This is a genomic window from Paraburkholderia sp. WC7.3g (assembly GCF_050436345.1).
GTDB lineage: Bacteria > Pseudomonadota > Gammaproteobacteria > Burkholderiales > Burkholderiaceae > Paraburkholderia > Paraburkholderia podalyriae.
Map to the genome: position 1 here is coordinate 1,078,865 of NZ_JBNDMA010000001.1, position 25,696 is coordinate 1,104,560.

Genomic DNA, 25,696 nt, shown 5'->3' on the forward strand with positions numbered 1-25,696 from the left:
CGAATAGTAATAAGACGAATCGGCGAGCGTGAGAGTTAAATGCGCGCGTGAGCCTGAAGCGGCCGTGCGGCGCGCAAAGGCGGGGATCGAAAGCGGCGGGGGAAAGTCGTGGGGCGTTTCATTAACTGCGATCGCGCGGGCGACGGTGTGCGAGCGTGACTAACCGCCTGCACACCGCAAACTCGCGCTTGAATCGATGACGCGACCGGATCAACGGCGGTTCGAACCCGACACCACGTCGATCCATACGGCCAGCACGAGGATGCCGCCCTTCACGATCATCTGCCAGTACGCGTCGACGTCGAGCATCGACATGCCATTGTCGAGGCTCGCCATCACGAGCGCGCCGATCAGCGCGCCGTACACGGTGCCGGAGCCGCCGCGCATCGAGGTGCCGCCGATGAAGCACGCGGCGATCGCGTCGAGTTCGCCCATCGACCCCGCCGACGGCGAACCGGCCGCGAGCCGCGCGGTGTTGACGATGCCGGCGAACGCGCACATCAGCCCCATCAGCGCGAAGATCGCGAGCTTCACGCGGTCGGTGTTGACGCCCGAGAGCCGCGTCGCTTCGAGGTTCGAGCCGACCGCGTAGATGCGGCGTCCGAACACGGTCTGCGTCGCGATCCATGTGAAGATGCCGAGCAGCGCGAGCAGCAGCAACACCGGCACCGGAATGCCGCCGTAATTGTCGAGCATCGCGATGAAGCCGGCGAGAATCGCGCCCGCGCCGATTACCTTCGCGACGTCCTGCCAGAGCGGCACGACGCGCAGCTGATAACGCTGCCGATTCGCGCGCTGGCGGATCGTCAAGAATGCCAGCAGCAGGAACAGCACGACGGCGAGCGTGTCGCCGGCGAACCGCGGCAGATAGCCCTGGCCGACGAACACGAAGCTGTCCGACACCGGCGCGATCGTCGACCCGCCGGTAATGCCGAGCAGAATGCCGCGATACGCGAGCATGCCGCCGAGCCCGACGATAAACGACGGCACGCGCCGATAGGTTGACCACCAGCCGTTGAACATCCCGACCGCGATGCCAAGCAGCAACACGACCGGAATCGTCACGCCGATCGGCCAGTGCCGGTTCACGTCGAGAATCGCCGCGACGCCGCCGAGCAAACCAAGCAGCGAACCGACCGACAGATCGATTTCACCGGCGATGATCACGAACACCATGCCGCACGCGAGCATGCCGGTAATCGACATCTGCCGCAGCAGATTCGACAGATTGCGCGGCGTGACGAACGCGCCGTGCGTCAGCGCCGAAAAGAAAATCCAGATCACGGCGACGGCGATCAGCAGCGCGAGAATCTTGTAGCGCGCGAATAGTTGCTGGATCCGTTGCGTGCCGGCGAAGGCGCCTCGCGGCGCGGCGTTGTCGGTGCGTTGGGAAGTTACTTCGGGAGTCATGCGGCACTCGCTGCGGTTGGGTTCGAAGATAGATGCACGGGGCGGATCGCGGCGCCGAGAATGTCTTCCTGCGTGAGACCGTCGTTGACGAAGTCGCCGCGCAACTCGCCCTCGCCGATCACGAGCACACGGTCGCTGATGCCGAGCACTTCCGGCAACTCGGACGACACCATCACGATCGACATGCCGCGCTGCGCCAGTTGGAAGATCAGCTTGTAGATCTCGTATTTGGCGCCGACGTCGACGCCGCGCGTCGGTTCGTCGAGGATCAGCACCGTCGGGTTGGTCAGCAGCATGCGCGTGAGTACGGCCTTTTGCTGATTGCCGCCCGACAGACTTGCAATCGATAGCATTGGATTCGCCGCGCGCACCGAAAGCCGCTTCATTTCCGTCTGAATCGTGTCGAGCTCGGCTGCGGAATCGATGCGTCCGCCCGAGGCGAAACGCTGCAACACCGCAAGCGTGATGTTATGACCGACGCTCATGCCCGGCACGATGCCGTGGCGTTTGCGGTCCTCGGGCACCATCGCGATACCGGCACGAATCGCGTCGATCGGCGCGCGAATTTTCAGTGGCTTGCGCTCGAGCACGACGCTCGCCTCGCTGACGCCCGCATACGCGCCGAAGATCGCCTGCATCAACTCGGTGCGGCCCGCGCCGACGAGCCCCGCAACGCCGAGAATTTCGCCGCGCCGCAACGAGAACGACACGTCGTCCACGCGCTTGCGGCGCGGATTCGTCACGTCGAAACAGGTCACGTTGCGCGCTTCGAAGATCACGTCGCCGATCGGATGCGGCTCGCGCGGAAACAGGTTCTTGATCTCGCGGCCGACCATCAGCGAGATGATCCGCTCGGTCGTCAGTGCCTGCATCGGCTCGGTCGCGACATGGCGGCCGTCGCGAATCACGCTGATCGTGTCGCAGACTGCCGCGACTTCGTCGAGCTTGTGCGAGATGTACACGCAGGCAATGCCGCGCCGCTTCAGATCGCGCACGATGTCGAGCAGAATCGCGATTTCGGAGGCGGTCAGCGACGACGACGGTTCGTCGAGAATCAACAGCTTCGCGCGTTTGTTCAGTGCCTTCGCGATCTCGATCAGTTGCTGATGGCCGCCGCCGTAGTTCATCACGGGCTGCGCGGCGTTGATGCCGCTGATGCCGAGTTCGCGCAACAGTTCGTCGGCGCGCTGATACATCGCCGCGTAGTTCATGCGCCCGCCGGGCAGCGTGATTTCGTTGCCGAGAAAGATGTTTTCCGCGACCGACAGCTCCGGCACGAGCATCAGTTCCTGGTGAATGATGATGATGCCCGCGCGTTCGGTGTCGCGTACGCTCGCGGCCTTCAGCGGCTGGCCTTCCCAAGTTATTTCGCCGTCCCAGGTGCCGTGCGGATATACGCCGGACAGCACCTTCATCAGCGTCGATTTGCCCGCGCCGTTTTCGCCGCACAGGCCCACGCATTCGCCCGGCGATACGCTCAGATCGATGCCGTCGAGCGCCTTTACGCCGGAAAAAGCTTTGACGATGCCGCGCATCGTCAGAAGAGATTGCGTCATTCGGTATGCCTCGCTGCAAGGTGGGCCGATGTTCGACCACGCTCCGGGGCGCGATGACCCGGGAGCGTGGCGTTCACATCGCGCCCTTCTCCGTTTTATTTGCTCGCGAGCTGTTCCTGCGTGTAGAAGCCGTCCTTCACGACGAGGTCGAGGTTGGCCTTCGTCAGCTTGGTCGGCTGCAGCAACACCGTATCGACTTTCTTCTTGCCGTTATCGTATTGCGCATTGAAGGCCGGCTTCTCGCCCTTGGCGAGCGCGACCGACAGCTTCGCCGCTTCGCCGGCGATCAGCTTCAGCGGCTTGTAGACCGTCATCGTCTGCGTGCCGGCCGCCACGCGTTTGACGGCAGCGAGGTCGGCGTCCTGACCCGAGATCGGTACCTTGCCCGCGAGGCCTTGCGCGGCGAGCGCCTGGATCGCGCCGCCAGCGGTGCCGTCATTCGACGCGACGACTGCGTCGATCTTGTTGTTGTTCGCGGTCAGCGCGTCTTCCATGATGCGCAGCGCGGTCGATGCGCTCCACTCCGGCACCCACTGCTGGCCGACCATCTTGATGTCACCCTTGTCGATCGCCGGCTGCAGCACCTTCAACTGGCCCTGGCGCAGCATCTTCGCGTTGTTGTCGGTCGGGGCGCCGCCGAGCAGGAAGTAGTTGCCCTTCGGCCGCACGTCGTAGACGCCTTGCGCCTGCATCTCGCCGACCTTCTGGTTGTCGAACGAGATGTAGGCGTCGATATCGGCGTCGAGGATCAGCCGGTCATACGACACCACCTTGATGCCCGCTTTCCTCGCTTCGGCCACCGCGTTGCCGAGCGTCTTCGAGTTGAACGGCACGATCACGATCACGTCGACGCCGCGCGAGATCAGGTTTTCGATCTGCGAGATCTGACGCTCTTCGCTCGCATCGGCCGATTGCACGGACACCTTCGCGCCGAGCTTTTCCGCCGCGGCGACGAAATAGTCGCGATCGCGCGACCAGCGCTCGACGCGCAGATCGTCAATACAGAAGCCGATTTCCGGATGATCCTTGCTGGCGTGCGCGAGCGGCGCGGCGAGCGACAGGCTGGCGAGTACCGCTCCGCACAACAGCGAACTCAGTACGTTACGACGCATGGCGAATTTCATTTCTGTCTCCTTTGTGTTGTGATAGCCGGGAATACCGGACGTATCGGTCTGCGCTGCGAGCCGCAGACTCGGACAAGCGACAACCCACAGCTTGCTGGTGCGCGCGATCCGTGTGGCCGCGCGATCTGTATTCAAAGTCCGCTATAAATCGCCTGATTCACGATGTTTTCCATCTGCTCCTGCTGCCCGCTCACATGCCGCGGATTCAGATCGCGCGCCAGCGTGTCCGCCGCGAGCGTCGACAGCGAATAGTCGCCGGACAGGATCTTGTGGCCTAACTCGCCATCCCAGCCCGCGTAGCGTTGCCGCTTGAACTGCTCGAGACGCTGGTTTTCCACCAGCACCGCCGCGCGTTCGAGGCCGAGCGCGAGGTTGTCGATCGCGCCGATGTGGCCATAAAACAGGTCTTCCGCATCGACGCTCTGGCGCCGCAGCTTCGCATCGAAGTTCATGCCGCCGCTCGTGAAGCCGCCGTGGCGCAGGATCTCGTAGAAGGCCAGCGTCAGTTCCTCGACGCTGTTGGGAAATTGGTCGGTATCCCAACCATTTTGCGGATCGCCGCGATTCGCATCGACGCTACCGAAGATGCCGAGCGCAAACGCGGTCGCAATCTCGTGATGGAACGAGTGGCCCGCGAGCGTCGCGTGATTCGCCTCGATGTTGACGCGAATCTCCTTGTCGAGGCCGTGCTGCAGCAGGAAGCCGTGCACGGTGGCGACGTCGTAGTCATATTGATGCTTGGTCGGCTCCTGCGGCTTCGGCTCGATCAGCAGCGCGCCCTTGAAACCGATCTGGTGCTTGTGCTCGACCACCATGTGCAGGAAGCGCGCAAACTGCTCGCGCTCGCGCACGAGGTCGGTGTTGAGCAGTGTGTCGTAGCCTTCGCGGCCGCCCCACAACACGTAGTTTTCGCCGCCGAGGCGCAGCGTCGCGTCGAGCGCATGACGCACCTGGGTCGCGGCAAAGGCGAAAACCTCAGGATTCGGATTGGTCGCGGCGCCGGCCGCGTAACGCGGATGCGAAAACAGATTCGCGGTGCCCCACAACAGCTTGACGCCGGTATCCTGCTGCTTGCGCGCGAGGTAGTCGGACACGCGCAGGAAGTTCTCGCTGTATTCCTTCACGCTCGCGCCTTCGGGCGCGACGTCGGTATCGTGGAACGTGTAGTACGGCGTGCCGAGTTTCGAGAAGAATTCGAATGCGGCGTCGGCCTTCTGAAGCGCTCGCTCCATGGCGTCGCCGGGTTGCTGCCACGGCCGGCGGAACGTGCCCTGGCCGAAGATATCGACACCGGGCCACACGAACGTATGCCAGTAGCACACGGCGATCCGCAGATGGTCCTCGAGCGTCTTGCCGAGTACCTGCCTCGTTTTGTCGTAGTGACGGTACGCAAGCGGGTTGTCCGATTGCGGGCCTTCATAACGGATCTCGGGAATGTGTTCGAAGTAGGACATCGGCGTCTCCAATGTATGCTGCATTGCAACCCGCGCGGCGTGGCCTTGCTGGCCGACGAGGTGACGCCATGCTGCCGCTTGCACGATGTGTCGGCAATTGCGATATTTCGCAGCGCGCTTGATGTTTCTTACCGCCCGCGCGTTTGTATACTGCCGTCACGCGATTCGGCGCCTAGAATAACCAGACGCTTAAAAACGGGGGCTGCTTCTTGGCACCCGACACAACGGAGACAAAGGCGCGTGGTGTATCGATCCACACGCCGCTTACCGCCATGACCCGTCCACAAGCACCTCAGACGACCCATCGGATCGCGCTGCTGTTCAACGCGAACAAGGTCTACGATCGCGAGATCATCACCGGCATCGGCAACTACCTGCTATCGACCCGCGTCGCATGGGATCTGTTCCTCGAAGAAGACTTTCGCTGCCGGCTCGCGGGTATCCAGCGCTTCGACGGCGACGGCATCATCGCGGACTTTGACGACCCCGCCGTCGACGAGGCCCTGCGCGACTGTCCGCTGCCGGTGGTCGCCGTCGGTTCGTCGTACGAGGATCCGACGCAATACCCCCCGGATTTACCCTATATCGCGACCGACAACAGCAAGCTCGTGTCGCTCGCGTACACGCATCTGATCGGCGCGGGCCTCGAAAACTTCGCGCTGTACAGCCTGCCGCAGGCGCAGGAAAACCGTTGGGCGCAACAGCGCGAGCTCGCATTCGCGCATCTGCGCAGCGCGGACGGTCGCAGCGCGGCGCAGATCGATACCGAGATCTATCGCGGTCTGTCGACCAGCGCGCCGTCGTGGAACCAGGCCATCGAACAGCTCACCGCATGGCTTCGGCAATTGCCGAAACCGGTCGGCATCATCGCAGTGACCGACGCGCGTGCACGGCATTTGCTGCAGGCATGTCTGATCGCGGGCATTCCGGTGCCCGAGGAAGTCGCGATCATCGGCATCGACAACGATCCGCTCACGCGTACGCTGACGCGCATTCCGCTGTCGTCGGTGATTCAGGGCACCGAGGAAATGGGCCGCACCGCCGCGCACATCCTGCATCAGATGCTGCACGGCGCGCGTTTTCCGGGTCGTCGCATTCTGGTGCCGCCGGTCGGCATCAACGTGCTCGAATCGACGCGACATCAGCCGCTTGCGAGTCCCTACGTGATGCGCGCGCGCCATTTCATTCGCCAGTACGCGTGCCAGGGCATTCGGACCGAGCAGGTGGCCGACTATGTGGGCGTGTCGCGTTCGTCGCTCGAAGAGTATTTCCGGCGCGAGCGTCAGTGCACCGTGCATCAGGAGATCCTGCGCCACAAGCTCGACGTCGCGAAGTCGCTGCTCGCGAAACGCGATGCGTCGAGCGCGGAAGTCGCGATTCGTTGCGGCTTCACGTCGCTGCAATACATGTACGCGGTATTTCGCCGCGAACTCGGCTGCACGCCGCGCGAATACCAGCAGCGCGCGGGCCCGAAGACCCAAACCGCTGGCTGAGGAAGCTTTTCTATTTTTTCTTCGCACTGACCACATGATCAGCATCGCACAACTTTCTTCCGAGCCGTGGGGCACGCTGCAGGGCGGCGATCGCGTGCGGCTCTATACGCTGCGCAACGCGCACGGCATGAAGGTCGCCATCAGCGACCTCGGCGCGACGCTGGTGTCGTGGCACGCGCCGGATCGTGCCGGCCGTCTCGGCGATATTCTGCTCGGTCACGACACGCCCGCCGAATACGTGGCTGCTTCGACCTACATGGGCGGACTGATCGGCCGCTGGGCGAATCGCATTGCGGGCGCGCGCTTCTTGCTCGACGGCATCGAGTACACGCTCGATCGCAACGAAGGTCCGAATCTGCTGCATGGCGGCACGGTCGGTTTTCATCGCGTGTTGTGGGACGTCGCCGAGGACGACGGCGCGTTGCTGATGCGGCTCGAATCGCCCGAAGGCGATGCCGGTTTTCCGGGCAACGTGACGGTGCAAGTGCGCTATTCGCTCGACGACGACGGCACGCTGACGATCGGATACGAAGCGATCACCGACGCGCCGACGCCGCTCAATCTGACGAGCCATCCGTACTTCAACCTGACCGGGCGCGCGGGCACCGACATTCGTGGCCACGTGCTGTCGATCGACGCCGAGCGCTTTTTCGAAGTCGACGCAACAATGATTCCGTGCAAGCTCGCCGACGTCGCGGGCAATGCATTCGATTTCCGGCAGAGCGCGCCGATCGGCGGACGGCTCGACTGGCCGCATGCGCAGCTCGCGCGCGCCGGCGGCTTCGATCATTGCTACGTGCTGCGCGAGGCACGGCCAGACGCGATCAACGGCAAAGACGGCGATGCGCCGCCGTTGCGCGAAGTAGCCTGCGCGTACGATCCGGGCAGCGGACGCGAACTGACCGTCGCAACCGACCAGCGGGGTCTGCAGTTCTACACAGGCAACGCGTTGAACGGCAACCCGGGACGCGGCGGCATTCGCTATCAACGGCACGCCGGTTTGTGCCTCGAGGCGGGCGGTTTTCCGAACGAGGTCAATATGGCCGGACAGGACGAAGTGATCGTGCGACCCGGCGATACTTACCGGCAAATCACGACATATCGCGTCGACGTGCGCAAAGGTGTGTGACTGGATTTACGTGCGCTTTTCCATTGTTTTACGAAAACCGCGACGGCGACATTACAGCTCGCCGACTGCCCGTTCTCGACAATACTGAATTAACCGGGTAATGGTTTTCCCCGAGTGCGCCCCCTTCTAAACTTCGTTTATGGCACCGGTGATGCTGCGGTGCTGGATAGAAAACTACGGAGGGAAACACCATGAAATCGCTTATCCAGGCAGTTGCGCTGGCGACGGCGATCGCCGCGCCGGTCGCGTCGTTCGCACAATCGCAACAGCCGATCACGCGCGCCGAAGTCAAGGCGGAGATGCAGCAGCTCGAACAGGCGGGCTATAACCCGGCCACCGCGCTCGATGCCCAGTATCCAGCGGACATTCAGGCGGCCGAGGCGCGCGTCTCCGCGATGAACGCGAAAGGCCAGGGCGACACGTCGGGATATGGATCGTCGATGGGCGGATCGTCGCAAGCGGGCCATCATCCGATGTGGGTCAATCCGGACGGTCAGTGAAGACTGGCGAACGTATAGCAAGCAGCGCTGGCGAGGCAAGATAAGTGAGTTAAGAACCTTTTTCGCCTGCGCGGTTTTCGCCGTTTCGATCTGATATGAAGCGAGCCATGCTTTCGAGGCATGCGCTCGCTTTTGCATTTCTGCGGTCTTCAAGAACGCACCGCGAATTCAGTCGTGACTCGTTGGCATTGCGGCGCCACTGCTGAATCAGCCAGAGCGCGCCTGCGGGCATTCTGCCTGGTACCAGATCTCGACCTGACGCTGCGCGCGCTCAAGACTCGCCGGATAGTCAGGATCAAAGCGCCGTTCAGGGTGATAACCCGCTTGCTGCAGCGCCGCCAGTTCGCTCATGCTCCGCTCGTGCGTAGCCGGTGCCTTGTTCCTAAGGTCGGTCAGATCACGGCATTGCGTTGCACTGAGATGGGTTTGCGCGCCGCCATTGCCGCCGTCCGTGGCACAGCCAACGAGCGTGAGCAGCAACGCGGCGGTGATCGCGCGCATCTGCGTCGTGATGTTCATTTCTTGCCTCCTTTCGGTAAGCCAACCCTTGAATTATTCGAAGCGTCCGCGAAAGTCGCCACCCATTTCATCAACAATCCCACTCGATACGGACATAGACTTTCCCGTGGTGAATGCCGATTTCCCTGTGCATCAATTGACCCGACGTGTTCCCCTCAACGAGGGAGCCACGCTCCCTCACTCCAAGGAGAAATGCGATGCCCCGCACCGCCGCTGAAAAACGCGCCGCTTTCCGCGCACTGCACTCGTCCGGCTGTTTCGTGCTGCCCAATCCATGGGACGTGGGCAGCGCCCGTTATCTGCGCACGCTTGGCTTCAAGGCACTCGCCACCACGAGTTCCGGTTTTGCGTGGTCGACCGGGCATGCGGACAACACGCTGCCGCGCGAAACGATCCTCACGCACCTGCGCGCGATCGTCGATGCGACCGATCTGCCAGTCAATGCCGACTTTGAAAACGGCTTCGGCCGCGATCCGGAAGAAGTGGCCGAAAGCGTGACGCTCGCGGTGGAAACAGGCGTCGCGGGTCTGTCGATCGAGGATTCGACCGGCGACGCTGCCGCGCCGCTCTTTGCAGTCGACGTCGCCGTGCAGCGGCTCAGCGCGGCGCGCCGCGCGATCGACCGGACCGGCGGTGACACGCTGCTGATTGGCCGCGCGGAGAATTTCTTCGCCGGCAAGCCCGATCTCGACGATGCCATCGCGCGTCTGAAGGCCTATGCGGCGGCGGGCGCCGACTGCCTGTACGCGCCCGGCATCCAGACGCGCGAGCAGATCGAAGCGGTGGTCGCGGCAGTCGCGCCGAAGCCCGTCAATCTGCTGATCGGCTCGACATCGGCTCTGACGTTGCAGGACGTGGCCGCGCTCGGCGTGCGGCGGATCAGCGTCGGCGGCGCGCTCGCGCGCGCGGCGTGGGGCGGCTTCATGCAGGCCGCTCAGGCGCTGGCCGATGGCCGCTTCGACTTCACCGGCGCGACGGCGGCCAAGCAGCTCAATCAACTTTTCGATCGCAACGCGTGAAGCGCCCGAACGCCCTGAACTGCGCAGGTTCCTCCCCGCCGCGCAAACCTCTATAGCAGGAGATCGCCATGGCTCGCGAAATCATCCGCGTCGAACCGTTGTCCACGTACCTCGAAAAATTGAAAGCGCCGGCCTGCGCCGTCACGCGTCACGGCGATACGGTCTACGTGTCGGGTCTTCCGCCATTCGATCCCGAAACCGGAGAAGTGATCGACGCGCCAATCGAACGGCAGACCGAACTCGTGCTCGAGCAGATGAAGCTGTGTCTGGAAACAGCCGGCTCGTCGCTCGATCACGTGCTGAAGTGCAACGTCTATTGCACGTCGGTCGAGAAATTCGCCGCGGTCAACGCGGTCTACCAGCGCTATTTTCCGGTCGATCCGCCGGCGCGCATTTTCGTCAACGTGCCCGCGTGGCCGGGGCATTTCGACATCGAGATCGATTGCGTCGCGGCCGTCGGATAGGCGCTTCGCAGGCTGCGCATCCAGGCGTTCGCCCGCCGGGTCGAGTTCGCCGGAATCCCCCGGCGTTTCCGATGAGAAAAGCGCGCGAACCTCTGAAGGTGCGCGCAAAGGCACCCGCCACGCCGAATGTTATGATCGGAAACGCCATTCGCCCGATCAAGCGCATTCCCGACCAGCGGCAAGCCTCATGGACACCCACCTCACCAAATCCGCCGATACATCCTCCACCGACCTCGGGCGGCGCGTGCGCGCCGCCCGTCAGGCGCAGGATCTGACGCTCGAAACCGCGAGCCGCCTGTGCGGCGTGTCCCGCTCGACGCTGTCGAAAGTCGAAAACGGCCTGATGTCCCCCACTTTCGACGTGCTGCAAAAAATCGTGTTGGGCCTGAAGATCGAAATCGGCGAACTGTTCGGCTCGACGCCGAAAGTCAGCGCAAGCGGCCGGCGCGCGCTGACGCGCAAGAACGAAGGCCAGCGCCACGCGTATCGCGGCTATCAGATGGAACTGCTCGCCACCGACCTCGCGCACAAGGCGATGCTGCCGTTTCGCATCCGCATCTCGGCGCACACGCTCGACGCATTCGACGACTGGGGCCGCCATGAAGGCGAGGAGTTTCTCTACGTGATCAGTGGCAGCGTGTGCCTCTATTCGGAACTGTATGCACCGACGCATCTGAACGCGGGCGACAGCCTCTACTTCGACAGCCGCACAGGCCACGCGGCGGTGTCGACCAGCGACGAAGACGCCGAAGTGTTGTGGATGGCGACCAACGCGGACCTTCCGCACACGCCGCCGCCCGCGAACGATTCGACCAGGAAATAACGCGCTGCCGGATGCACGCACACTCGGCGCGCATACTCGGCGCACATACTCAGCGCGCCGCCAGCGCCCGTTGTGCGAATTGCGCGATATGCAGTGCGTGCTGCCCGGTGCCGTGCGCGATCTGCTCGCGGCAACTGAAGCCGTTGGTCAGCACGATGGTTTCCGCATTCGCCGCCATAGCGTCGCGCACCGCCGGAAACAGCTTGTCCTCGCCGATTTTTTCCGATAACGCGTGATGCTCGACGTTGAAGCCGAACGACCCCGCCATCCCGCAGCAACCGGTATCGAGCAGTTTCCATTTGACGCCGAGCTTGTTCAGCAACGCCGCATCGCCCTGCATGCCGAACAGCGCCTTCTGATGACAATGACCATGCACGATCACCTCGGCGTCGAGCGTCGGCCACTCGAACGGCTGACGGGCGACGAAATCGGCGAACAGATACGTTTGCGCGGAAAGCTTCTTCGCCAACGCATGGTCGGGCAGTTGCTTCAGCAACTCGTCCTTGAAGACCGATAGACAGCCGGGCTCCAGACCGACGAGCGGCACGCCGGCGGCGATGTCGGCCGCGAGATCGTCGACGATATGCGTGAGCAGTTCGCGCGCGCGTTCGAGCAGGCCGAAGTCGTACAGCGGACGCCCGCAACACAAACGCCTGTTCGGCAGCGCGACTTGCCAGCCGAGTTGCGTCAGCACATCAGCGGCGGCCTGCGCGATCTCGGGCTTGAAGTGGTCGTTGAACGTGTCGACCCACAGAATCACCTTCTTTGCGTCGCCACCGCGCGCGTGAATCGCCGATGCTTGCGACGGTGCGCTCTGTCTATAAGTTGCAGCGGCAAACTGCGGCAATGCACGCGTCTGCGCCACACCCGCGATCCATTTGCCGAGCGCGGACAAACCGGGCGCCGTCGTCAGAAAGTTCGTCGCGCGCGGAAAACGCGCGGCCCACGGCGCCCATTCGCCGATCCGCCCCATCAACAGTGCCTGACGCGGCCGTCGATGATTTTCATAGTAGTGAGAAAGGAATTCCGCCTTGTACGACGCCATGTCGGTATGCGTCGGGCAATCGGACTTGCAGCCCTTGCACGCGAGGCAGGTATCGAGCGCTTCTTTCACTTCCCGGCTGTCCCAGCCATCGGCGATCAGGTCGCCCTGCAGCATTTCCCAGAACAGACGCGCGCGCCCGCGCGTCGAGTACTTTTCCTCGCGCGTGCCGCGATAGCTCGGACACATTGTCCCGCCTTCGAGCGAGCGGCATTTGCCCATGCCGATGCAGCGTTCGATCGCGCGCTGGAAACCGTCGCCTTCCTGGCTCGCGAACGCGAGCCTCGTATGCAGCGTTACCGGCTTGTACGCGGACCCCATGCGCAGGTTTTCATCGGCGCGGTATGCATGCACGACCTTGCCCGGGTTCAGGCGATTCGCCGGGTCCCAGATCGCCTTGAATTGCTCCATCGCCTGCATCAGCTCGGGGCCATACATGATCGGCAGAAACTCGGCCTTCGCCTGGCCATCGCCGTGTTCGCCCGACAGCGAGCCGCCGAACTCGACCACCAGTTCCGCCGCTTCGCGCAGGAACCCGCGCCACGTCGCGATACCTTCGGCGCTGCGCAGATCGAATGTAATGCGCGCGTGCACGCAGCCGTCTCCGAAATGGCCGTACAGGCTCGTCTCGTAGCCATGGCGATCGACGAGCGCCTGAAACGCGCGCAGATAATCGCCGAGCCGCAGCGGATCGACCGCGGCGTCTTCCCAGCCGACCACCGGATCGGGCTTGTCGCGATCCACCGACAACGCGACCGCCGACGCGCCCGTCTCGCGAATCGACCATACCTTTGCCTGCAATGCGCGATCATCGACGAGCATCGTCGATATCTCCGGCCCCGCCGCGCCCGACTGAAAATACGCGGCAGCGTCGCGTGCCTGTTGCAGCACCTCGTCCTGCGTATCCGCGCCGAATTCGAGCACGACCCACGCATCGCCTTCGGGCAGCAGTGCGATCTCCTCCTTCTTCAGGCCGCGCGCCTGCAAGCCGCGAATGATCGCGCGGTCGAGTCCCTCGATCGCAATCGGCCCGCAGCGCATGAAATGCGGCACGGCGTCCGCCGCCGTATAGATGTTATTGAAGCCGACCACGACGATCGCGCGTTTCGCCGGACTCTTCACGAGACGGACTTTCGCCTGCAACGTGACCGCGCAAGTGCCTTCGCTGCCAACCAGCGCACGCGCGACGTTGAAGCCGTTTTCCGGCAGCAGTTGATCGAGATTGAAGCCCGACACACGCCGTTTGATCCGTGGAAATTTCGCGCGAATCCGTTCCGCGTACGTGTCGCGCAGTTGCTTGAGCGCCGCGTAGATTTCGCCTTGACGGCCACCCGCCGCGATGATGCGTTCGAGTTCTTCGTCGGAGGTCGGACCGACCCAGAAACGCGCGCCGTCGAAGGTCGCGATTTCAAGCGCCTCGATGTTCTCGACCGTCTTGCCGGCCATGACCGAATGCGCGCCGCACGAGTTGTTCGCGATCATGCCGCCGAGCGTGCAGCGGCTATGCGTGGCGGGATCAGGCGCGAATGTGAGGCCGTGCTGTTCGGCGGCATCGCGCAAGGTATCGCATACGACGCCCGGCTCGACGATCGCGACGCCCGCAAGCGGATCGATCGATACCACGCGGTTCACATACTTGCTCGCGTCGGCCACGACTGCGACGTTCACGCACTGGCCGTTCTGCGACGTGCCGCCGCCGCGCGCGAGAAACGGCACGTCGTTGCGCCGGCATGCGGCGAGCGCCGCGAGCAGATCGTCGATATCGGCGGGTACCACGACACCGAGCGGGATTTGCCGATAGTTCGACGCATCCGACGCATACAACGCTTTGGAACCCCGATCAAAGCGCACTTCGCCGCGCACATGCTTGCGCAGGTCGCTTTCGAGCGCCTGCAATAGCGCGGCGCTGCCGGTGAAAGGCGCAGCGACACGCGGTTCATTCGATGTGCCGCGCTCGTCCACGGCGCCACTCTGCGCGCCAACCCGCCGCTCTTCATCCAATGACAATGACGTCCCCACTGCGCACCTCGTCTGCGATGCCGGCGCCCGCGCCGCCGTATGCGCTCAGGCCGCCTGGCTTGCGGTCATCCGGAAGATGCCCTGTGCGTTGCCCGCGTCGAAACGCAGGTCCGTTTCCCAGCGGCGCGCGTCCTGATCGAAACTGCGCTTGCGCGTAATGAATTCGTAGAACGAGCCCGGCACATCGCGCGTGACGACGCTGCCGTCGGCCGCGCGAAATTCGCGCTGCACGATGTCCGCGCGATACGCGGTCTGGAACACGCGCCCGGAGCGCGAATGCTCGACTTCCGGTTTCATCGGCCGACCCTTCGCCTTCTGTTCGTCCGACAGCATGAAGACGTCCGCGACACGATCTGTCGCGTGATTGAACGCGTTACCTTCGGTCGCGATCCATGCCATTTCCGCCGATTCCTTCAACAATACGTCGTAATCGGCTTCGTGTGGCATGTCGTGCTGACGCGCGAACGCACCGACGATCACCGGTAGCAACTCGTGCGCCGCATCGAGCGGCAGCACGCCGTCGCGCTCGAGCTCCCACAGAAGGCCATGGGCGCGCGGCGTCAATGGGTCTCGCGATGCACCGATCACGTTCGTCACCGCCTGCTGGAACGCCGCCGAAAAACGCTCCGGATGCAGTTCGCTGACGAAGAACTGCGCGATCTCGTCGGGCGCGTCGTCATGCGTCCATGCGCGGCCGGTTATGCCGAGACGATCGAGCGGATAACGGCCGTTGATCCGAAAGCCGAGCGGCCGCAGGATGCGCGCGAACGCCGCCTCGCCGGGCGGCAACGCGCCGCAGTGCGGCCACCGCACGGTGCGCAGCGCACCATGATCGAAGTACACGCTGCCGCCGGCGGCGACGGTTTCCTCTGTATAGCGGCGGCCGTTTTCCGAGCGCGCGAGCAGGTCGTCGAACAGCGCCATGTTCATCGCCTGTGCGAGTTCGGCGCGCGTGACGCTGCCGCTTTCCCACTCGTTCAACACCTGCGGATGATTCAGCGTCGCAAAAAGGCGCGCGGTTTTCTCCGGACCTGGCAGCTTCTGCAATAGTTGTTCGACGTTCGCATTCTTCAGGTTTCGCATCCGGCTTCTCCAGGCTTTACGTTGAGCGCTCACACGAGCGCTTCATGATGAGCGAGATTATTCGCAATCCGCTCCGTTTCCGTAAAGCGAGATAAAATCGACACTTGATGCGCTTTTGGAATTAACGTGCGGAAGTTCAAGATTCCCAACATGGGCGCGCTGCTCGCGTTCGAAGCCGCTGCGCGGCACCAGAGCTTCACGCATGCGGCGCGCGAACTGTTCCTCACCGAAAGCGCGGTGTCGCGACAGATCAATACGCTCGAAAGCAATCTCGGCGTGCGGCTGTTCGTGCGCGTCAAGCAACGCGTGGTGCTGACGCGCGCGGGCAAGGTCTACAGCGCGCAGGTGCGACGCTCGCTCGAACACCTCGATCGCGACACGCTGTCGATCATCGCGCACGGCAGCGGCGGCGGTTATCTGGAGCTCGCGGTGTTGCCGACTTTCGCATCGCAATGGCTGATTCCGCGCATGGCCTCGTTCAATGAACAATACCCTGAGGTGCGCGTGAACATGGGCGTGCGCACCGCGACGTTCCCGTTCGCCGACACGCATTTCGAAGCGGCGATTCACTACGGCAAGCCGACCTGGCCGGCTACGTCGGCGGATTTTCTGTTCCGCGAGGAAGTGGTGCCGGTCTGCGCGGCGAGCCTGCTGAAGCGGCCGATCCGCAACGCCGCCGAATTACTCCACTATCCGCTGCTGCATTCGACGACGCGACCCGACGGCTGGGCGAGCTGGTTCGCGAATCTCGGCGTCGACGACAACCGCACGATGCAGGGCGTACGCTACGAACTGCACACGATGCTGATCAGCGCGGCCGCGGCCGGACTCGGCATTGCGCTGGTACCGCGCTTTTTCGTCGACACGCAATTGCGGCAGTTCGGTCTCGTGATTCCGTTCGACACACCCGCGCTCGCCGAGGCCGCGTACTACCTCGTCTATCCGACCGAGTTGAGTCACGGCAAACCGCTCGCGAGTTTCCGCGAGTGGCTGCTGCGCGAGGCGGCCGCATACGGCGCGATTTGTCCGGAGTTGGCGCAGCGGCCCGAGGGGACGTGACGCGACGAAAGCCGCAAGCGTCAGCGATCCTGTCTCGCCTGCGGCTGCGCGCGATGTTCAGCTGTCCGTGCGCGCCTGGGCCAATGCGGCGAGATTGCCTTCGCCGAAGCCATGATGTCCCTGGCGTTGCACGATCTCGAAGAAAATCTCGCCGGCGCGGCGGCGCACGAAGGTCTGGAAAAACAGCAGCGGCAAGCCGTCCGCGCCGATCTCGCCATCCACGAGCACGTGCGTGCGCCGCAGTCGCTCGACATCGAGCCCGTGGCCCTGCAAACGTGCATCGAGCTGCTCGTAGTAGCGCGGCGGCGGCTCGACGAATTCGACGCCGTTCGCGAGCAGACGCTCGACGCACGCGAAGATGTCGTCGGTGGCGAGCGCGATGTGCTGCACGCCTTCGCCCGGATGATCGGGCAAATACTCGTGCATCAGGTTGGTCCGGCCCGTGCCTTCCTCGTACAGCGGCACGCGGATCGCGCCGCACGGCGACACCATCACGCGCGATTCCGCCGACACATGCCAGTTCGCGTGCAGTTCGTGGATCTCGCGAAAATTCAGCAGGTCGCGATAGAAGTCGATCCACTCCTGCATGCGGCCTTCGCCCACGGTTTGCGTCAGATGATCGACCGCGATCAGGCCGCTGCCCGCGTGATTCAGATCGGCTTCGGCGGTGTCGATTTCGATGGGGCGGAAGTCGATGTCGAAGATCGAGATATCACCGAGGCCGCCGCGCTGACCGCCTCGCCCGCGCCAACGATCGACGAAATAGATGTGCGAATCGCCGATGCCTTGAATGGCCGGAATCAGCAGTTCCCCCACACCGAGGCGTTCGCCCTCGAACTCCCATGCGCCGAGTTCCACCGCGCGTTCGAACGCGCGCTGCGCGTCGGCGACGCGAATGCCGATTGCGCAGATGCCGACCCCGTATTCCTCCGCGTAGCGCGACGCGAACGAATCGGGCTCCGCGTTGATCAGGAAATTCATCTCGCCCTGGCGGTACAGCGTCACGTCCTTGCTGACATGACGCGCGATCGCCTTGAAGCCGAGCCGCGTGAAGGTCTCGCCGAGCGCTTGCGGAACGCGCGCGGCGAACTCGACGAACTCGAGGCCGGCCGTGCCGAGCGGATTGTGCTCCGGCGCCAACACGGCGCACTGTGCGGCCTCTGGAGTGGGCAAGTCGCTGGGCATGACAATCTCCTTGTACGGTCTTTCGATGCGGTGGCCGGTGTTGCCGGGGGTTCGGCGCGAACCGTTCCGGCCGTTCGCGATGGGCTGCGTGATCTGTGCTCGCTCGCGGCGTGCGCGCGGTGTGCCGCGGAAAAAACGGGCCGCGGCGGCTTTCGCACCGTGTTTTTACACCGGGTCGCGGGGCATTCGCAACCGTCTGCTCCGCGCAACCTCGCGCACCGCCTCGATGAACGCACGCCCCACCGCCGAGGGCTGCGTATCCGAGCGACGAATCAGCCCCACCGGCTCGCCGGTACCCGCAGACGGCAGCGGCAAGCGCACCAGCATGCCGTGCGCGAGTTCGTATTCGACCGCGCTTTGCGGCACGAACCACACCGCGCCGTTTTCGAGCGTCAGCGCGCGCCCCGTCGATACCGACAACACCTCGACGAACGCCGACAACGGCGCCACGCCCCACGCGCTCAAAAGGCTCTCGGCCGATTGGCGGATCAGCGTGCCGAAGGGCGGCAGCACGATCGGAAATTCCTCCAGCGACGTGGCCGGCAAGGCCGTCCCCTGCGCGAGCGGATGCCCGGCCCGCACGACCGCGATCAGCGGCTCGGTAAAGAGTTGCTCGAAGCTCAGGCCGACCATCCGCTCGGGGTCCGCGAGGCGGCCGATCGCGAATTCGATCGAGCCCGCTTTCAGGCATTCGAGTAATTCTGGATTCGCGCCGGTCGCGAGTCGCACGATCACGCGCGGCCACTGCGTCGCGAATTGCCTCAGCACGGGCGGCATCAGCACTGCGGCGACCGTCGGCAGCACGCCGACTTCGAGCGTCGCGGAGGCCGCGCCCTCGGCGCGAGCAAGCAGGTCGACGCCCTGGCGCAGCGCGCTCACGCAAGCGCTCGCGTGCGGCATGAAAAGCTGTCCCTCGCGCGTCGGCACCGCACCGTGACGGCCGCGCTCGAACAGCTTCACGCCAAGAATGGCCTCCAGCTCGGCGACTGTCTTCGACACCGCCGGCTGCGTGACGGACAGACTGTCAGCCGCCCGCTGGACGCTGCCGAACTGCGCGACGGCCAGAAAGCACTGCAGATGACGGAATTTGACGCGGCTATCCGCGAGACTGCGTTGCATAACGGAAGGTTATACGAAACGGGCAAAAACGTCATTTTTCATAACCGCACGCTTTGTATAAAGTGCGAGTCATAACGTCGCATCCCCACGATTCCTCCAACGGAGACACCTCATGGAAGATTCAATTCTCTCCCCGCGAGATTTCGCGTCCCATCCCGAATATGTCTATCCGCCGTACGGTTCGTCGGTAAAGCGCGGTCCGACGCGTCCGCTGATCCCACTGAAAGAACGGCTGCGCGACCAGCGCGTGCCGGTCTACGGCACCGACGATCTCGACCCGCTCGACAACGACCTGACCCGCAACGCGGTGCGCAACGGCGAACCGCTCGGCGAGCGCATCATCGTGACGGGTCGCGTGCTCGACGAAGGCGGCCGCCCGGTGCGCAACACGCTGGTGGAAGTCTGGCAAGCGAACGCAGCCGGCCGCTATGTGCACAAGGCCGACCAGCACGACGCGCCGCTCGACCCGAACTTCCTCGGCGCGGGCCGCTGCATCACCGACAACGAAGGCCGCTACCGCTTCATGACCATCAAGCCGGGCGCGTATCCGTGGGGCAACCATCCGAACGCATGGCGTCCGCAGCACATCCACTTCTCGCTGTTCGGCAACCACTTCGGCTCGCGTCTCGTCACACAGATGTACTTCCCCGGCGATCCGCTGCTCGCGTTCGACCCGATCTTTCAGGGCACACCCGAGCGTGCCCGTGAGCGTTTGATCTCGAAGTTCTCGCTCGACATTACGCAAGAGGCCTACGCGCTCGGCTACGATTTCGACATCGTGCTGCGCGGCCCGAACGAAACCCCGATGGAGCGCTAAGCCATGACGACCCTCAAGCAAACGCCTTCGCAAACCGTTGGCCCCTACTTCGCCTATGGTCTTTGCCCGCAGCAATACGACTTCGACTTCAAGAGCCTGTTCACGCACGTCCTGGCCGACAGGGAAGCGGCCGGCGAGCACATCACGATCGTCGGTCAGGTGTTCGACGGCGACGGCAAAGTGGTCGGCGACGCGATGGTCGAGATGTCGCAAGTCGACTCGAATGGCCACTATCCGGAATCGCGCGAGGACATCCTGAAGACCGGCTTTCACGGCTTTGCGCGCGTCGGCACCGGTACGGACGCGCACAAGCGCTTTATCGTCGAGACGGTGAAGCCGGGCCGCGCGGCCCCCGACGAAGCGCCGCACATCAACGTGATCCTGACGATGCGCGGCATGTTGCTGCATACGTTCACGCGCATCTATTTCGAGGACGAAGCGCAGGCGAACGAGCAGGACGCCGTGCTGGCGTCGGTGCCGGCCGAGCGCCGCGGCACGCTGATCGCGTGTCGCGATCCGGGCGCGGCCAACGTGTATCGCTTCGACATCCACATGCAGGGCGATAAGGAAACCGTGTTTTTCGACCTGTGATGCGCGATTTGTCGCGAAACGCCGAGCACTAAAGATCGAGCCCGCCTTGCGCGGGCTTTTTTTCGCGTCGGCGGTTCGCGGCGCGCCTGCGCGCGCTCAGCAGCGGAAATGATCGATGCTTTGTCCGGCGTGAATCGCGCGCGCGAGCCACGCCGGTTTATCGCCGCGACCGTCCCACTTGTTACCGAACGCGTCGCGATACAGCACCGCGGCCACGGCGTTCGCATCGGCTTCGAGCGATTCGGCCAGCGCTTCCAGCGTGATGTCGTGGTCGTTCATGCGTCGGCGGATCCACGCGATCATGCGCTCGCGCAGGTTCTCATCGCGTTCGAACAGTCGTTGTTGTCCTTCTCGTTCTTTCATAACGTATTGGTGTCGCAGCTCTTGCTTGGCGCGATCAAATTTGAAGTGCAACACCTTGCTCGTGTAAGGTGTGCCAATGCAAAAAAGAAGTTACCAACAACTGCAGCCTGAAGAACGCATGACGATTGCAAGCATGAAGCAGCAGGGTTCGAGCGTTCAGGTCATCGCCCGAACACTCGGGCGCGCGGCGTCAACCGTGAGCCGCGAGCTGACCAGGAACACGTGTTCTGCCGTGGGCTATGCGTCTGCACCAGCGCAGGCGCTCAGCACGAGCCGACGCGAGGCTGCGCGCCCGTGTCCCAAGCTGCACCCTCAAAGCGTGTCGTGGCGCGTGGTACTCACCCTGCTGGAATGGAAGTGGTCGCCCCAGCAGATCTCAGGTACCCTCAAGCGCATGTGGCCCAACGATCCGACCCAGCATGTCTCGCACGAGACCATCTACACCGCCATCTATGCCCAGCCACGCGGCGAGCTGCGCCGCCAGCTTATCGCCTGTCTGCGCCACGGCCACAGCACGCGTATGTCACGCAAGCGGGGCACTGACCGGCGCGGCCAGATCCCCGACATGGTGAGCATCCATGTGCGCCCGCCTGAGGTCGATGACCGGGTGATGCCAGGCCATTGGGAAGGCGACTTTATCAAGGGTGCCGGCAACCAGTCTTCCGTCGGCGTGCTGGTTGAGCGCACCAGTCGCCTGGTGCTGCTGGCGAAGATGGACGACGCCACCGCCGCCTCGGCCCTGGCCGGCTTCACTGCGAAGCTGAATTCGATCGCTGCGCCCCTGCGCCAGAGCTTCACTTACGACCAGGGCAAGGAAATGACCCGCCATCAGGAGCTCAGCGCCGCCACCGGCGTGCGCGTGTACTTCTGCGATCCGCACAGCCCCTGGCAACGCGGCACCTGTGAGAACACCAACGGGCTGCTGCGTCAGTACTTGCCAAAAGGCACCGACCTCTCGATCTACAGCCAGGACGAACTCGATGCCATCGCCGACAGCCTCAACAGCCGACCGCGTGCTACGCATGCATTTCATTCGCCATTCGAGGTGTTCGAACGTATGCTCGCAACCGCTTCCATAACTTCAGCTTCCGTTCATTAACCCGCTGTTGCGCTTCACCTTTGAAACCGCCCTGGCATTAGACAAATTGGCAACCCGCAAAGCAACGCGAGGCAGGTGCGTAGTTCAATTTGAACGGAAGCAATTCGACGGATTCACGTGATCCTTGCAAATGCGTGAAAACCCGCATTTGCAAGTGATGCCTGTCAAATTCTGAATTAAAGCGCCTGAGTTGAAGCTCTCGGATCAAGGGAATCGGCTACTGGTAGCATCGACGTGGCTCGAACCGCGCCCGTGTTTCGCGTGATAGATCGCCTCGTTGTTGCGAGGGAACTTCGGCGTATGGAAAGTCATTCTAGCATTCGATGTATTTTGGCCGCAGCAAAGGACTTTTTTTCATTGCACTTATTGCGAGACTTCCAACGTTTGAGTATTCGTCGCCTCCGCCGCGCGATTGGCGGAGAATGCGAGACTCGGTATTCGCCAGAACATCTTGCATCATCGGCCCGACATCAGGAGACACGACCATGCCCGCTTCGACCGCCATCCTCACGATTCTCGCCGCGCTGCTTTTAGGCGCGATGAGTCCGGGGCCGAGTTTCGTCATCGTCGCGCGCAACGCGATCGGTCTGTCGCGTGGCGACGGTCTGGCGACGGCGCTCGGCATGGGGATCGGCGGCGTGTTTTTTAGCGGCATCGCGCTGCTCGGGCTCTATACGCTGCTCGCGACGGTCGAATGGCTCTACGTCGCGCTGAAAGTGGCCGGCGGCGTTTACCTGGTCTATCTGGCATCGAAAATCTGGCGCGGCGCCGCGAAGCCGCTCGCGTTCAGCGAGACGCAAACCGGCAGCGGCGGCAATCCACGCAAATCGTTCTGGGTCGGCCTGAGCACGCAGCTCAGCAATCCGAAAACGGCCGTCTATTACGGCAGTATCTTCGCCGCGCTACTGCCGCAGCATCCGCCGGTGTGGTGCTATTTCGCGCTGCCGCCGGCGATCTTCGCGATCGAAGCGGGCTGGTACACGATCGTCGCACTGTGCTTTTCGAGCAAACGGCCGCGCGAGATCTATCTGCGCTGGAAAGCGTGGATCGATCGCATCGCCGCGAGCGCCGTGACCGCGCTCGGCCTACGACTGATCCTGAACGCGCACAAGGTGGGGATTTGACGACTGATCAGCGCTACCCCGCGCGCACGCCGCCCTTGCGCGTTGCGCGGATTTCGACAGCGTGGTCGGTCTTGAACAGCGCGCGCGTGCAGCAACAGCGGCGCGACACGCTGGACGCCACTGTTCGACCTGCTCGGCGACACCTACGACCCGCTCACGGTCGGCAACTACAACGAGAACTGGTGGCTGCCGGGCGCGCTCGGCGACGGGCTGTGCCGGGCTGCGACAATCAGACCGGCGTTGCGCTCGGTCTGCGGACGATTTTCTGAATCGTTCCCGCTCGTCATGGCAAAACGGGCGTCACGGATGCCGCGCATAAAAAAAGGTGCCGCGAACGGCACCTTCTCGTACTACAGGCAGCTTCTGCTGAAGCTTAGAAGCGGTGACGCAGACCGACCGTAGCAGCGGTCTGGTTCTTTGACGACGACGTCGGAACCGTGTTGTCGCCGCTGTAGATCGAGGCCACGCCGCCGTCACCCATTGCGTGCTGGTACACAGCCTGAGCGTAGACGTCGGTGCGCTTCGACAGCGAGTAGTCAGCTTGCACGCCGATCTGGTGGTAACGGGTCTTCATGTCGTTACCGTCAGCGTTGATGCCGTAGCCGCGTGCGTCGGTGAACGTGTACGCGATGCCGAGGCCGAGAGCCGGGGTCACGTTGTACTTGCCGTTGACTTCGTAGTTGTTGGTATGGCCTTGACGCTGGCCGGGTGCTGCGCCGACCAGGTTGTCGATGCGCGATTGCGTCCATGCCACGCCGACGGTCGCCGGGCCGAAACCGTACGAACCCGCTGCGCCGAACTGACGCTGGCGGAAGTTGCCTTGCAGCACGCCCGCGGTGTTCGCCAGAACGCCGTCCGATGCGCCGCTCGCGTTAGCAGCCGGGTTGTTCTGCTGTGCGTACGCAGCACCGAGGTGCAGGCCTTGCCACTGGTATGCGGCGCCCAGGCTGTACTGACGGTTGTTTGCGAAGCCGCCAGCCTGGTTCGAGAAGCCGTACGTGCCGCCGAACGTCAAGCCAGCGTAGTTAGCGCTCGAGTACTTGACCGAGTTGTTGACTGCCAGACCACCGTTGGTGTTCAGGTTGTCGTTGTTGAACGGGTGCGCGAAGTACGTGCCGCCCCAGCTGCCCGTTGCGGTCAGCGGTGCGAGGTAGTCCTGCGCTGCGTCGTACTGGCGACCCAGCGTGACCGTACCGAATTGCGCGCTCGACAGACCGACGAACGCCTGACGGTTGAACATGCCGTTGTTGTTGGCGAACTTGCCGTTGTTGACGTTGAAGCCGCTTTCCAACGTGAAGATTGCCTTCAGACCGCCGCCCAGATCTTCCGAGCCACGCAGGCCGAACCTGCTCTGGTTGATGCCGCCGCTACCTGCTGCCCACTTGGAGTTATGGGCAACGTTGCTGGTGTACGTCAGGCCCGCGTCGATCAGACCGTACAGGGTCACGCTGCTTTGTGCGTGAGCGACCGAAGCGAACGATGCGGCCGCCGCAACGACGATGAGACTCTTTTTCATGGAAACTCCAATTCGAAAAATTTATACGGGGAGCAGGACCTGCCTCGGCAGCTGATGCATCGCATCCGCCGCCGCCCGCGTGGCCGAACCGTTGGGATCGACCGGGCACCCTTGAAGCGAAGCGTGAGTGTAGGGGGACACCCTGGTAGCGACGCTGGCGATTCGCGCAACAGGATTTTTCGAAATCCGCAACAATGCCAGAGCCGACGGGGATAACTTCTTGTTTTCCCATCATTTAATGCAAGATGAGAGTGCCGGATCGCTAGCTCCGGCCAAAAGAATTGGCAACGCGCCAAAATTCGAAGTTGTGCGTTTGCAACAGTCCGTTAATACGTGTGACGTAATCGGGTCCGAGCAAATTGACGAGAAGCCAGTCTTTATTTGGGTAATCGGATAGTTGAAGTGATGGCTTTCCGCGTCGATTGAGAATTATTTTGCGAGCCGGGGAACTTAATGGAGTTAATGCAGTCCTTTTCGCGCGATCGGTAATTAATCGTTTTTTCAGCGGGGCGATTAACCGCCAAACATTTGCAACGGCATATTCGTGTAATTTCGATTGGCCGACGCAATCAATGGCTGCCACTCCGTGGCGGCGCAACGGTCCCGGCCTGGCGCGCCCAGGCAGCATCGCTATAAAAAACCGCCATTGCGGCGGTCTTCTGACTTCTCGCTTTAGCGAGCACCATCACTCGCGTCTTAATAAGATGCGCACGCGACTCGAAGAAGCCTTCAGTACGGGCATTGCCCGGAGTTGAATTGCGGCGCCGCCCGCCGCGTGACCATACCCGTGCTGAAAGCGGACGGCGTGCATCAACAAGCCTTCCGCATGCAATTAACGGCGGGGCCGTGTCCGTTTATACGCGGAGTTTCCCTGATTACGCGCGACCGCTGCTTATGGCTTGCGCTGGGTGCGCCTGAGCGCCTCCTCGTCCCCGGGCGACGAACCCGGCGCGAGCGGGTCGGCGTCGGGCGGGGTGTCGGGCAACGGACGCGGCTCGCCGTTGGGTTCCTCGAGCGGCTGGTTGGCAGGCGCGACGGGATCGATGGTTGGATCAGTTTGCATGGCGGCATCCAGGTGGATGGGAAGATCTCCCAACGCTGGACGCGCAACGGCTATTCCTGCGATCGCAGGCGGCGCTTGATGCACGGGTTGGCGGGCCCGCTTCCAGCCGCCCGAACGTGCGAGCG

23 protein-coding genes are annotated in these 25,696 nt (G+C 63.2%); 11 read left to right on the forward strand and 12 right to left on the reverse strand.

The features are described 5' to 3' along the window. Nucleotides 1-210 precede the first annotated feature (210 nt). From OKW43_RS05055 to xylA, 4 genes are all read right to left on the reverse strand, one after another. Nucleotides 211-1,410: a sugar ABC transporter permease gene (locus OKW43_RS05055; RefSeq protein WP_429445629.1), complete on the reverse strand. Its 1,200-nt coding sequence runs from the start codon at nucleotides 1,408-1,410 to the stop codon at nucleotides 211-213. Next, complete coding sequence (gene xylG / locus OKW43_RS05060) at nucleotides 1,407-2,966, reverse strand: D-xylose ABC transporter ATP-binding protein (RefSeq protein WP_429445631.1); 1,560 nt, start codon at nucleotides 2,964-2,966, stop codon at nucleotides 1,407-1,409. The genes OKW43_RS05055 and xylG overlap by 4 nt, the downstream gene beginning before the upstream one ends. A gap of 95 nt (nucleotides 2,967-3,061) precedes the next feature. After that, entirely contained in the window at nucleotides 3,062-4,090 is a 1,029-nt protein-coding gene (xylF, locus tag OKW43_RS05065; RefSeq protein ID WP_429445633.1) for a D-xylose ABC transporter substrate-binding protein, read from the reverse strand. A gap of 131 nt (nucleotides 4,091-4,221) precedes the next feature. Next, entirely contained in the window at nucleotides 4,222-5,544 is a 1,323-nt protein-coding gene (xylA, locus tag OKW43_RS05070; protein ID WP_187637762.1) for a xylose isomerase, read from the reverse strand. A gap of 272 nt (nucleotides 5,545-5,816) precedes the next feature. Here xylA and OKW43_RS05075 point away from each other — a divergent pair, with 272 nt between their 5' ends. The 3 genes from OKW43_RS05075 (at nucleotide 5,817) to OKW43_RS05085 (ending at nucleotide 8,666) form a co-directional block, all read left to right on the forward strand. Continuing rightward, nucleotides 5,817-7,037, forward strand: coding sequence for a XylR family transcriptional regulator (locus OKW43_RS05075; RefSeq protein WP_187637761.1), 1,221 nt, complete (start codon nucleotides 5,817-5,819; stop codon nucleotides 7,035-7,037). A 34-nt stretch (nucleotides 7,038-7,071) separates the two neighbouring features. Continuing rightward, complete coding sequence (locus OKW43_RS05080; RefSeq protein ID WP_429445637.1) at nucleotides 7,072-8,166, forward strand: aldose epimerase family protein; 1,095 nt, start codon at nucleotides 7,072-7,074, stop codon at nucleotides 8,164-8,166. A gap of 191 nt (nucleotides 8,167-8,357) precedes the next feature. Next, nucleotides 8,358-8,666 carry a DUF4148 domain-containing protein gene (locus OKW43_RS05085; RefSeq protein WP_187637759.1) on the forward strand — a complete coding sequence of 103 codons (309 nt, stop codon included), beginning with the start codon at nucleotides 8,358-8,360 and terminating at the stop codon, nucleotides 8,664-8,666. Nucleotides 8,667-8,873: 207 nt separating this feature from the next. Here the strand turns inward: OKW43_RS05085 and OKW43_RS05090 are convergent, their stop codons facing one another. Beyond that, nucleotides 8,874-9,185, reverse strand: coding sequence for a DUF4148 domain-containing protein (locus OKW43_RS05090; RefSeq protein ID WP_187637758.1), 312 nt, complete (start codon nucleotides 9,183-9,185; stop codon nucleotides 8,874-8,876). Between the two features lie 197 nt (nucleotides 9,186-9,382). Between OKW43_RS05090 and OKW43_RS05095 the strand changes: the two genes are divergently transcribed. From OKW43_RS05095 to OKW43_RS05105, 3 genes are all read left to right on the forward strand, one after another. Beyond that, on the forward strand, nucleotides 9,383-10,204 hold the full coding sequence (locus tag OKW43_RS05095; protein ID WP_429445639.1) for an isocitrate lyase/PEP mutase family protein: 822 nt from the start codon (nucleotides 9,383-9,385) through the stop codon (nucleotides 10,202-10,204). Nucleotides 10,205-10,272: 68 nt separating this feature from the next. Then, nucleotides 10,273-10,668, forward strand: coding sequence for a RidA family protein (locus tag OKW43_RS05100; protein WP_429445641.1), 396 nt, complete (start codon nucleotides 10,273-10,275; stop codon nucleotides 10,666-10,668). Between the two features lie 187 nt (nucleotides 10,669-10,855). Beyond that, on the forward strand, nucleotides 10,856-11,491 hold the full coding sequence (locus OKW43_RS05105; protein WP_187637755.1) for a helix-turn-helix domain-containing protein: 636 nt from the start codon (nucleotides 10,856-10,858) through the stop codon (nucleotides 11,489-11,491). A gap of 49 nt (nucleotides 11,492-11,540) precedes the next feature. Here the strand turns inward: OKW43_RS05105 and OKW43_RS05110 are convergent, their stop codons facing one another. Both OKW43_RS05110 and OKW43_RS05115 read right to left on the reverse strand, forming a co-directional pair. Continuing rightward, nucleotides 11,541-14,534, reverse strand: a complete 2,994-nt coding sequence (locus OKW43_RS05110; protein ID WP_429447328.1) for an FAD-binding and (Fe-S)-binding domain-containing protein — start codon at nucleotides 14,532-14,534, stop codon at nucleotides 11,541-11,543. A gap of 63 nt (nucleotides 14,535-14,597) precedes the next feature. Beyond that, the gene (locus tag OKW43_RS05115; protein ID WP_429445646.1) at nucleotides 14,598-15,635 is read right to left on the reverse strand and encodes a DUF1338 domain-containing protein; all 1,038 of its coding nucleotides are present in this window, start codon (nucleotides 15,633-15,635) and stop codon (nucleotides 14,598-14,600) included. 126 nt (nucleotides 15,636-15,761) lie between these two features. Here OKW43_RS05115 and OKW43_RS05120 point away from each other — a divergent pair, with 126 nt between their 5' ends. After that, on the forward strand, nucleotides 15,762-16,694 hold the full coding sequence (locus OKW43_RS05120; protein ID WP_187637753.1) for a LysR substrate-binding domain-containing protein: 933 nt from the start codon (nucleotides 15,762-15,764) through the stop codon (nucleotides 16,692-16,694). Between the two features lie 57 nt (nucleotides 16,695-16,751). On the opposite strand, the gene OKW43_RS05125 is transcribed toward OKW43_RS05120, so the two are convergent. Together OKW43_RS05125 and pcaQ are read right to left on the reverse strand one after the other, a co-directional pair. After that, on the reverse strand, nucleotides 16,752-17,879 hold the full coding sequence (locus OKW43_RS05125) for a 4-hydroxyphenylpyruvate dioxygenase family protein (RefSeq protein WP_187637752.1): 1,128 nt from the start codon (nucleotides 17,877-17,879) through the stop codon (nucleotides 16,752-16,754). Nucleotides 17,880-18,044: 165 nt separating this feature from the next. Next, complete coding sequence (pcaQ, locus tag OKW43_RS05130) at nucleotides 18,045-18,998, reverse strand: pca operon transcription factor PcaQ (protein WP_429445650.1); 954 nt, start codon at nucleotides 18,996-18,998, stop codon at nucleotides 18,045-18,047. A gap of 112 nt (nucleotides 18,999-19,110) precedes the next feature. On the opposite strand from pcaQ, the gene pcaH reads away from it, so the two are divergent. Both pcaH and pcaG read left to right on the forward strand, forming a co-directional pair. Next, a complete protein-coding gene (pcaH, locus tag OKW43_RS05135; protein WP_187637750.1) occupies nucleotides 19,111-19,815 on the forward strand; it encodes a protocatechuate 3,4-dioxygenase subunit beta in 705 nt (234 codons plus the stop codon). A gap of 3 nt (nucleotides 19,816-19,818) precedes the next feature. Further along, nucleotides 19,819-20,406 carry a protocatechuate 3,4-dioxygenase subunit alpha gene (pcaG, locus tag OKW43_RS05140; RefSeq protein WP_429445653.1) on the forward strand — a complete coding sequence of 196 codons (588 nt, stop codon included), beginning with the start codon at nucleotides 19,819-19,821 and terminating at the stop codon, nucleotides 20,404-20,406. A 96-nt stretch (nucleotides 20,407-20,502) separates the two neighbouring features. Here pcaG and OKW43_RS05145 read toward each other — a convergent pair whose 3' ends face one another. Next, nucleotides 20,503-20,769, reverse strand: a complete 267-nt coding sequence (locus tag OKW43_RS05145; protein WP_187637748.1) for an H-NS family nucleoid-associated regulatory protein — start codon at nucleotides 20,767-20,769, stop codon at nucleotides 20,503-20,505. Between the two features lie 76 nt (nucleotides 20,770-20,845). Between OKW43_RS05145 and OKW43_RS05150 the strand changes: the two genes are divergently transcribed. Together OKW43_RS05150 and OKW43_RS05155 are read left to right on the forward strand one after the other, a co-directional pair. Beyond that, on the forward strand, nucleotides 20,846-21,868 hold the full coding sequence (locus OKW43_RS05150; RefSeq protein WP_429445436.1) for an IS30 family transposase: 1,023 nt from the start codon (nucleotides 20,846-20,848) through the stop codon (nucleotides 21,866-21,868). Nucleotides 21,869-22,353: 485 nt separating this feature from the next. Next, nucleotides 22,354-22,992, forward strand: a complete 639-nt coding sequence (locus tag OKW43_RS05155; protein ID WP_187637747.1) for a LysE family translocator — start codon at nucleotides 22,354-22,356, stop codon at nucleotides 22,990-22,992. Nucleotides 22,993-23,365: 373 nt separating this feature from the next. Here the strand turns inward: OKW43_RS05155 and OKW43_RS05160 are convergent, their stop codons facing one another. Then, complete coding sequence (locus OKW43_RS05160; protein WP_187637746.1) at nucleotides 23,366-24,508, reverse strand: porin; 1,143 nt, start codon at nucleotides 24,506-24,508, stop codon at nucleotides 23,366-23,368. An 892-nt stretch (nucleotides 24,509-25,400) separates the two neighbouring features. Further along, nucleotides 25,401-25,571, reverse strand: a complete 171-nt coding sequence (locus OKW43_RS05165) for a hypothetical protein (protein WP_187637745.1) — start codon at nucleotides 25,569-25,571, stop codon at nucleotides 25,401-25,403. Nucleotides 25,572-25,696 lie beyond the last annotated feature (125 nt).

Coding starts and splice junctions, on each gene's coding strand:
- OKW43_RS05105 (WP_187637755.1), top strand. CDS start 10,856: ATGGACACCCACCTCACCAAATCCGCCGATACATCCTCCACCGACCTC.
- OKW43_RS05150 (WP_429445436.1), top strand. CDS start 20,846: ATGCAAAAAAGAAGTTACCAACAACTGCAGCCTGAAGAACGCATGACG.
- xylF (WP_429445633.1), bottom strand. CDS start 4,090: ATGAAATTCGCCATGCGTCGTAACGTACTGAGTTCGCTGTTGTGCGGA.
- OKW43_RS05085 (WP_187637759.1), top strand. CDS start 8,358: ATGAAATCGCTTATCCAGGCAGTTGCGCTGGCGACGGCGATCGCCGCG.
- OKW43_RS05125 (WP_187637752.1), bottom strand. CDS start 17,879: ATGCCCAGCGACTTGCCCACTCCAGAGGCCGCACAGTGCGCCGTGTTG.
- OKW43_RS05080 (WP_429445637.1), top strand. CDS start 7,072: ATGATCAGCATCGCACAACTTTCTTCCGAGCCGTGGGGCACGCTGCAG.
- pcaG (WP_429445653.1), top strand. CDS start 19,819: ATGACGACCCTCAAGCAAACGCCTTCGCAAACCGTTGGCCCCTACTTC.
- pcaQ (WP_429445650.1), bottom strand. CDS start 18,998: ATGCAACGCAGTCTCGCGGATAGCCGCGTCAAATTCCGTCATCTGCAG.
- xylG (WP_429445631.1), bottom strand. CDS start 2,966: ATGACGCAATCTCTTCTGACGATGCGCGGCATCGTCAAAGCTTTTTCC.
- OKW43_RS05100 (WP_429445641.1), top strand. CDS start 10,273: ATGGCTCGCGAAATCATCCGCGTCGAACCGTTGTCCACGTACCTCGAA.
- OKW43_RS05155 (WP_187637747.1), top strand. CDS start 22,354: ATGCCCGCTTCGACCGCCATCCTCACGATTCTCGCCGCGCTGCTTTTA.
- OKW43_RS05115 (WP_429445646.1), bottom strand. CDS start 15,635: ATGCGAAACCTGAAGAATGCGAACGTCGAACAACTATTGCAGAAGCTG.
- OKW43_RS05055 (WP_429445629.1), bottom strand. CDS start 1,410: ATGACTCCCGAAGTAACTTCCCAACGCACCGACAACGCCGCGCCGCGA.
- OKW43_RS05075 (WP_187637761.1), top strand. CDS start 5,817: ATGACCCGTCCACAAGCACCTCAGACGACCCATCGGATCGCGCTGCTG.
- OKW43_RS05165 (WP_187637745.1), bottom strand. CDS start 25,571: ATGCAAACTGATCCAACCATCGATCCCGTCGCGCCTGCCAACCAGCCG.
- OKW43_RS05160 (WP_187637746.1), bottom strand. CDS start 24,508: ATGAAAAAGAGTCTCATCGTCGTTGCGGCGGCCGCATCGTTCGCTTCG.
- OKW43_RS05090 (WP_187637758.1), bottom strand. CDS start 9,185: ATGAACATCACGACGCAGATGCGCGCGATCACCGCCGCGTTGCTGCTC.
- pcaH (WP_187637750.1), top strand. CDS start 19,111: ATGGAAGATTCAATTCTCTCCCCGCGAGATTTCGCGTCCCATCCCGAA.
- OKW43_RS05145 (WP_187637748.1), bottom strand. CDS start 20,769: ATGAAAGAACGAGAAGGACAACAACGACTGTTCGAACGCGATGAGAAC.
- OKW43_RS05095 (WP_429445639.1), top strand. CDS start 9,383: ATGCCCCGCACCGCCGCTGAAAAACGCGCCGCTTTCCGCGCACTGCAC.
- xylA (WP_187637762.1), bottom strand. CDS start 5,544: ATGTCCTACTTCGAACACATTCCCGAGATCCGTTATGAAGGCCCGCAA.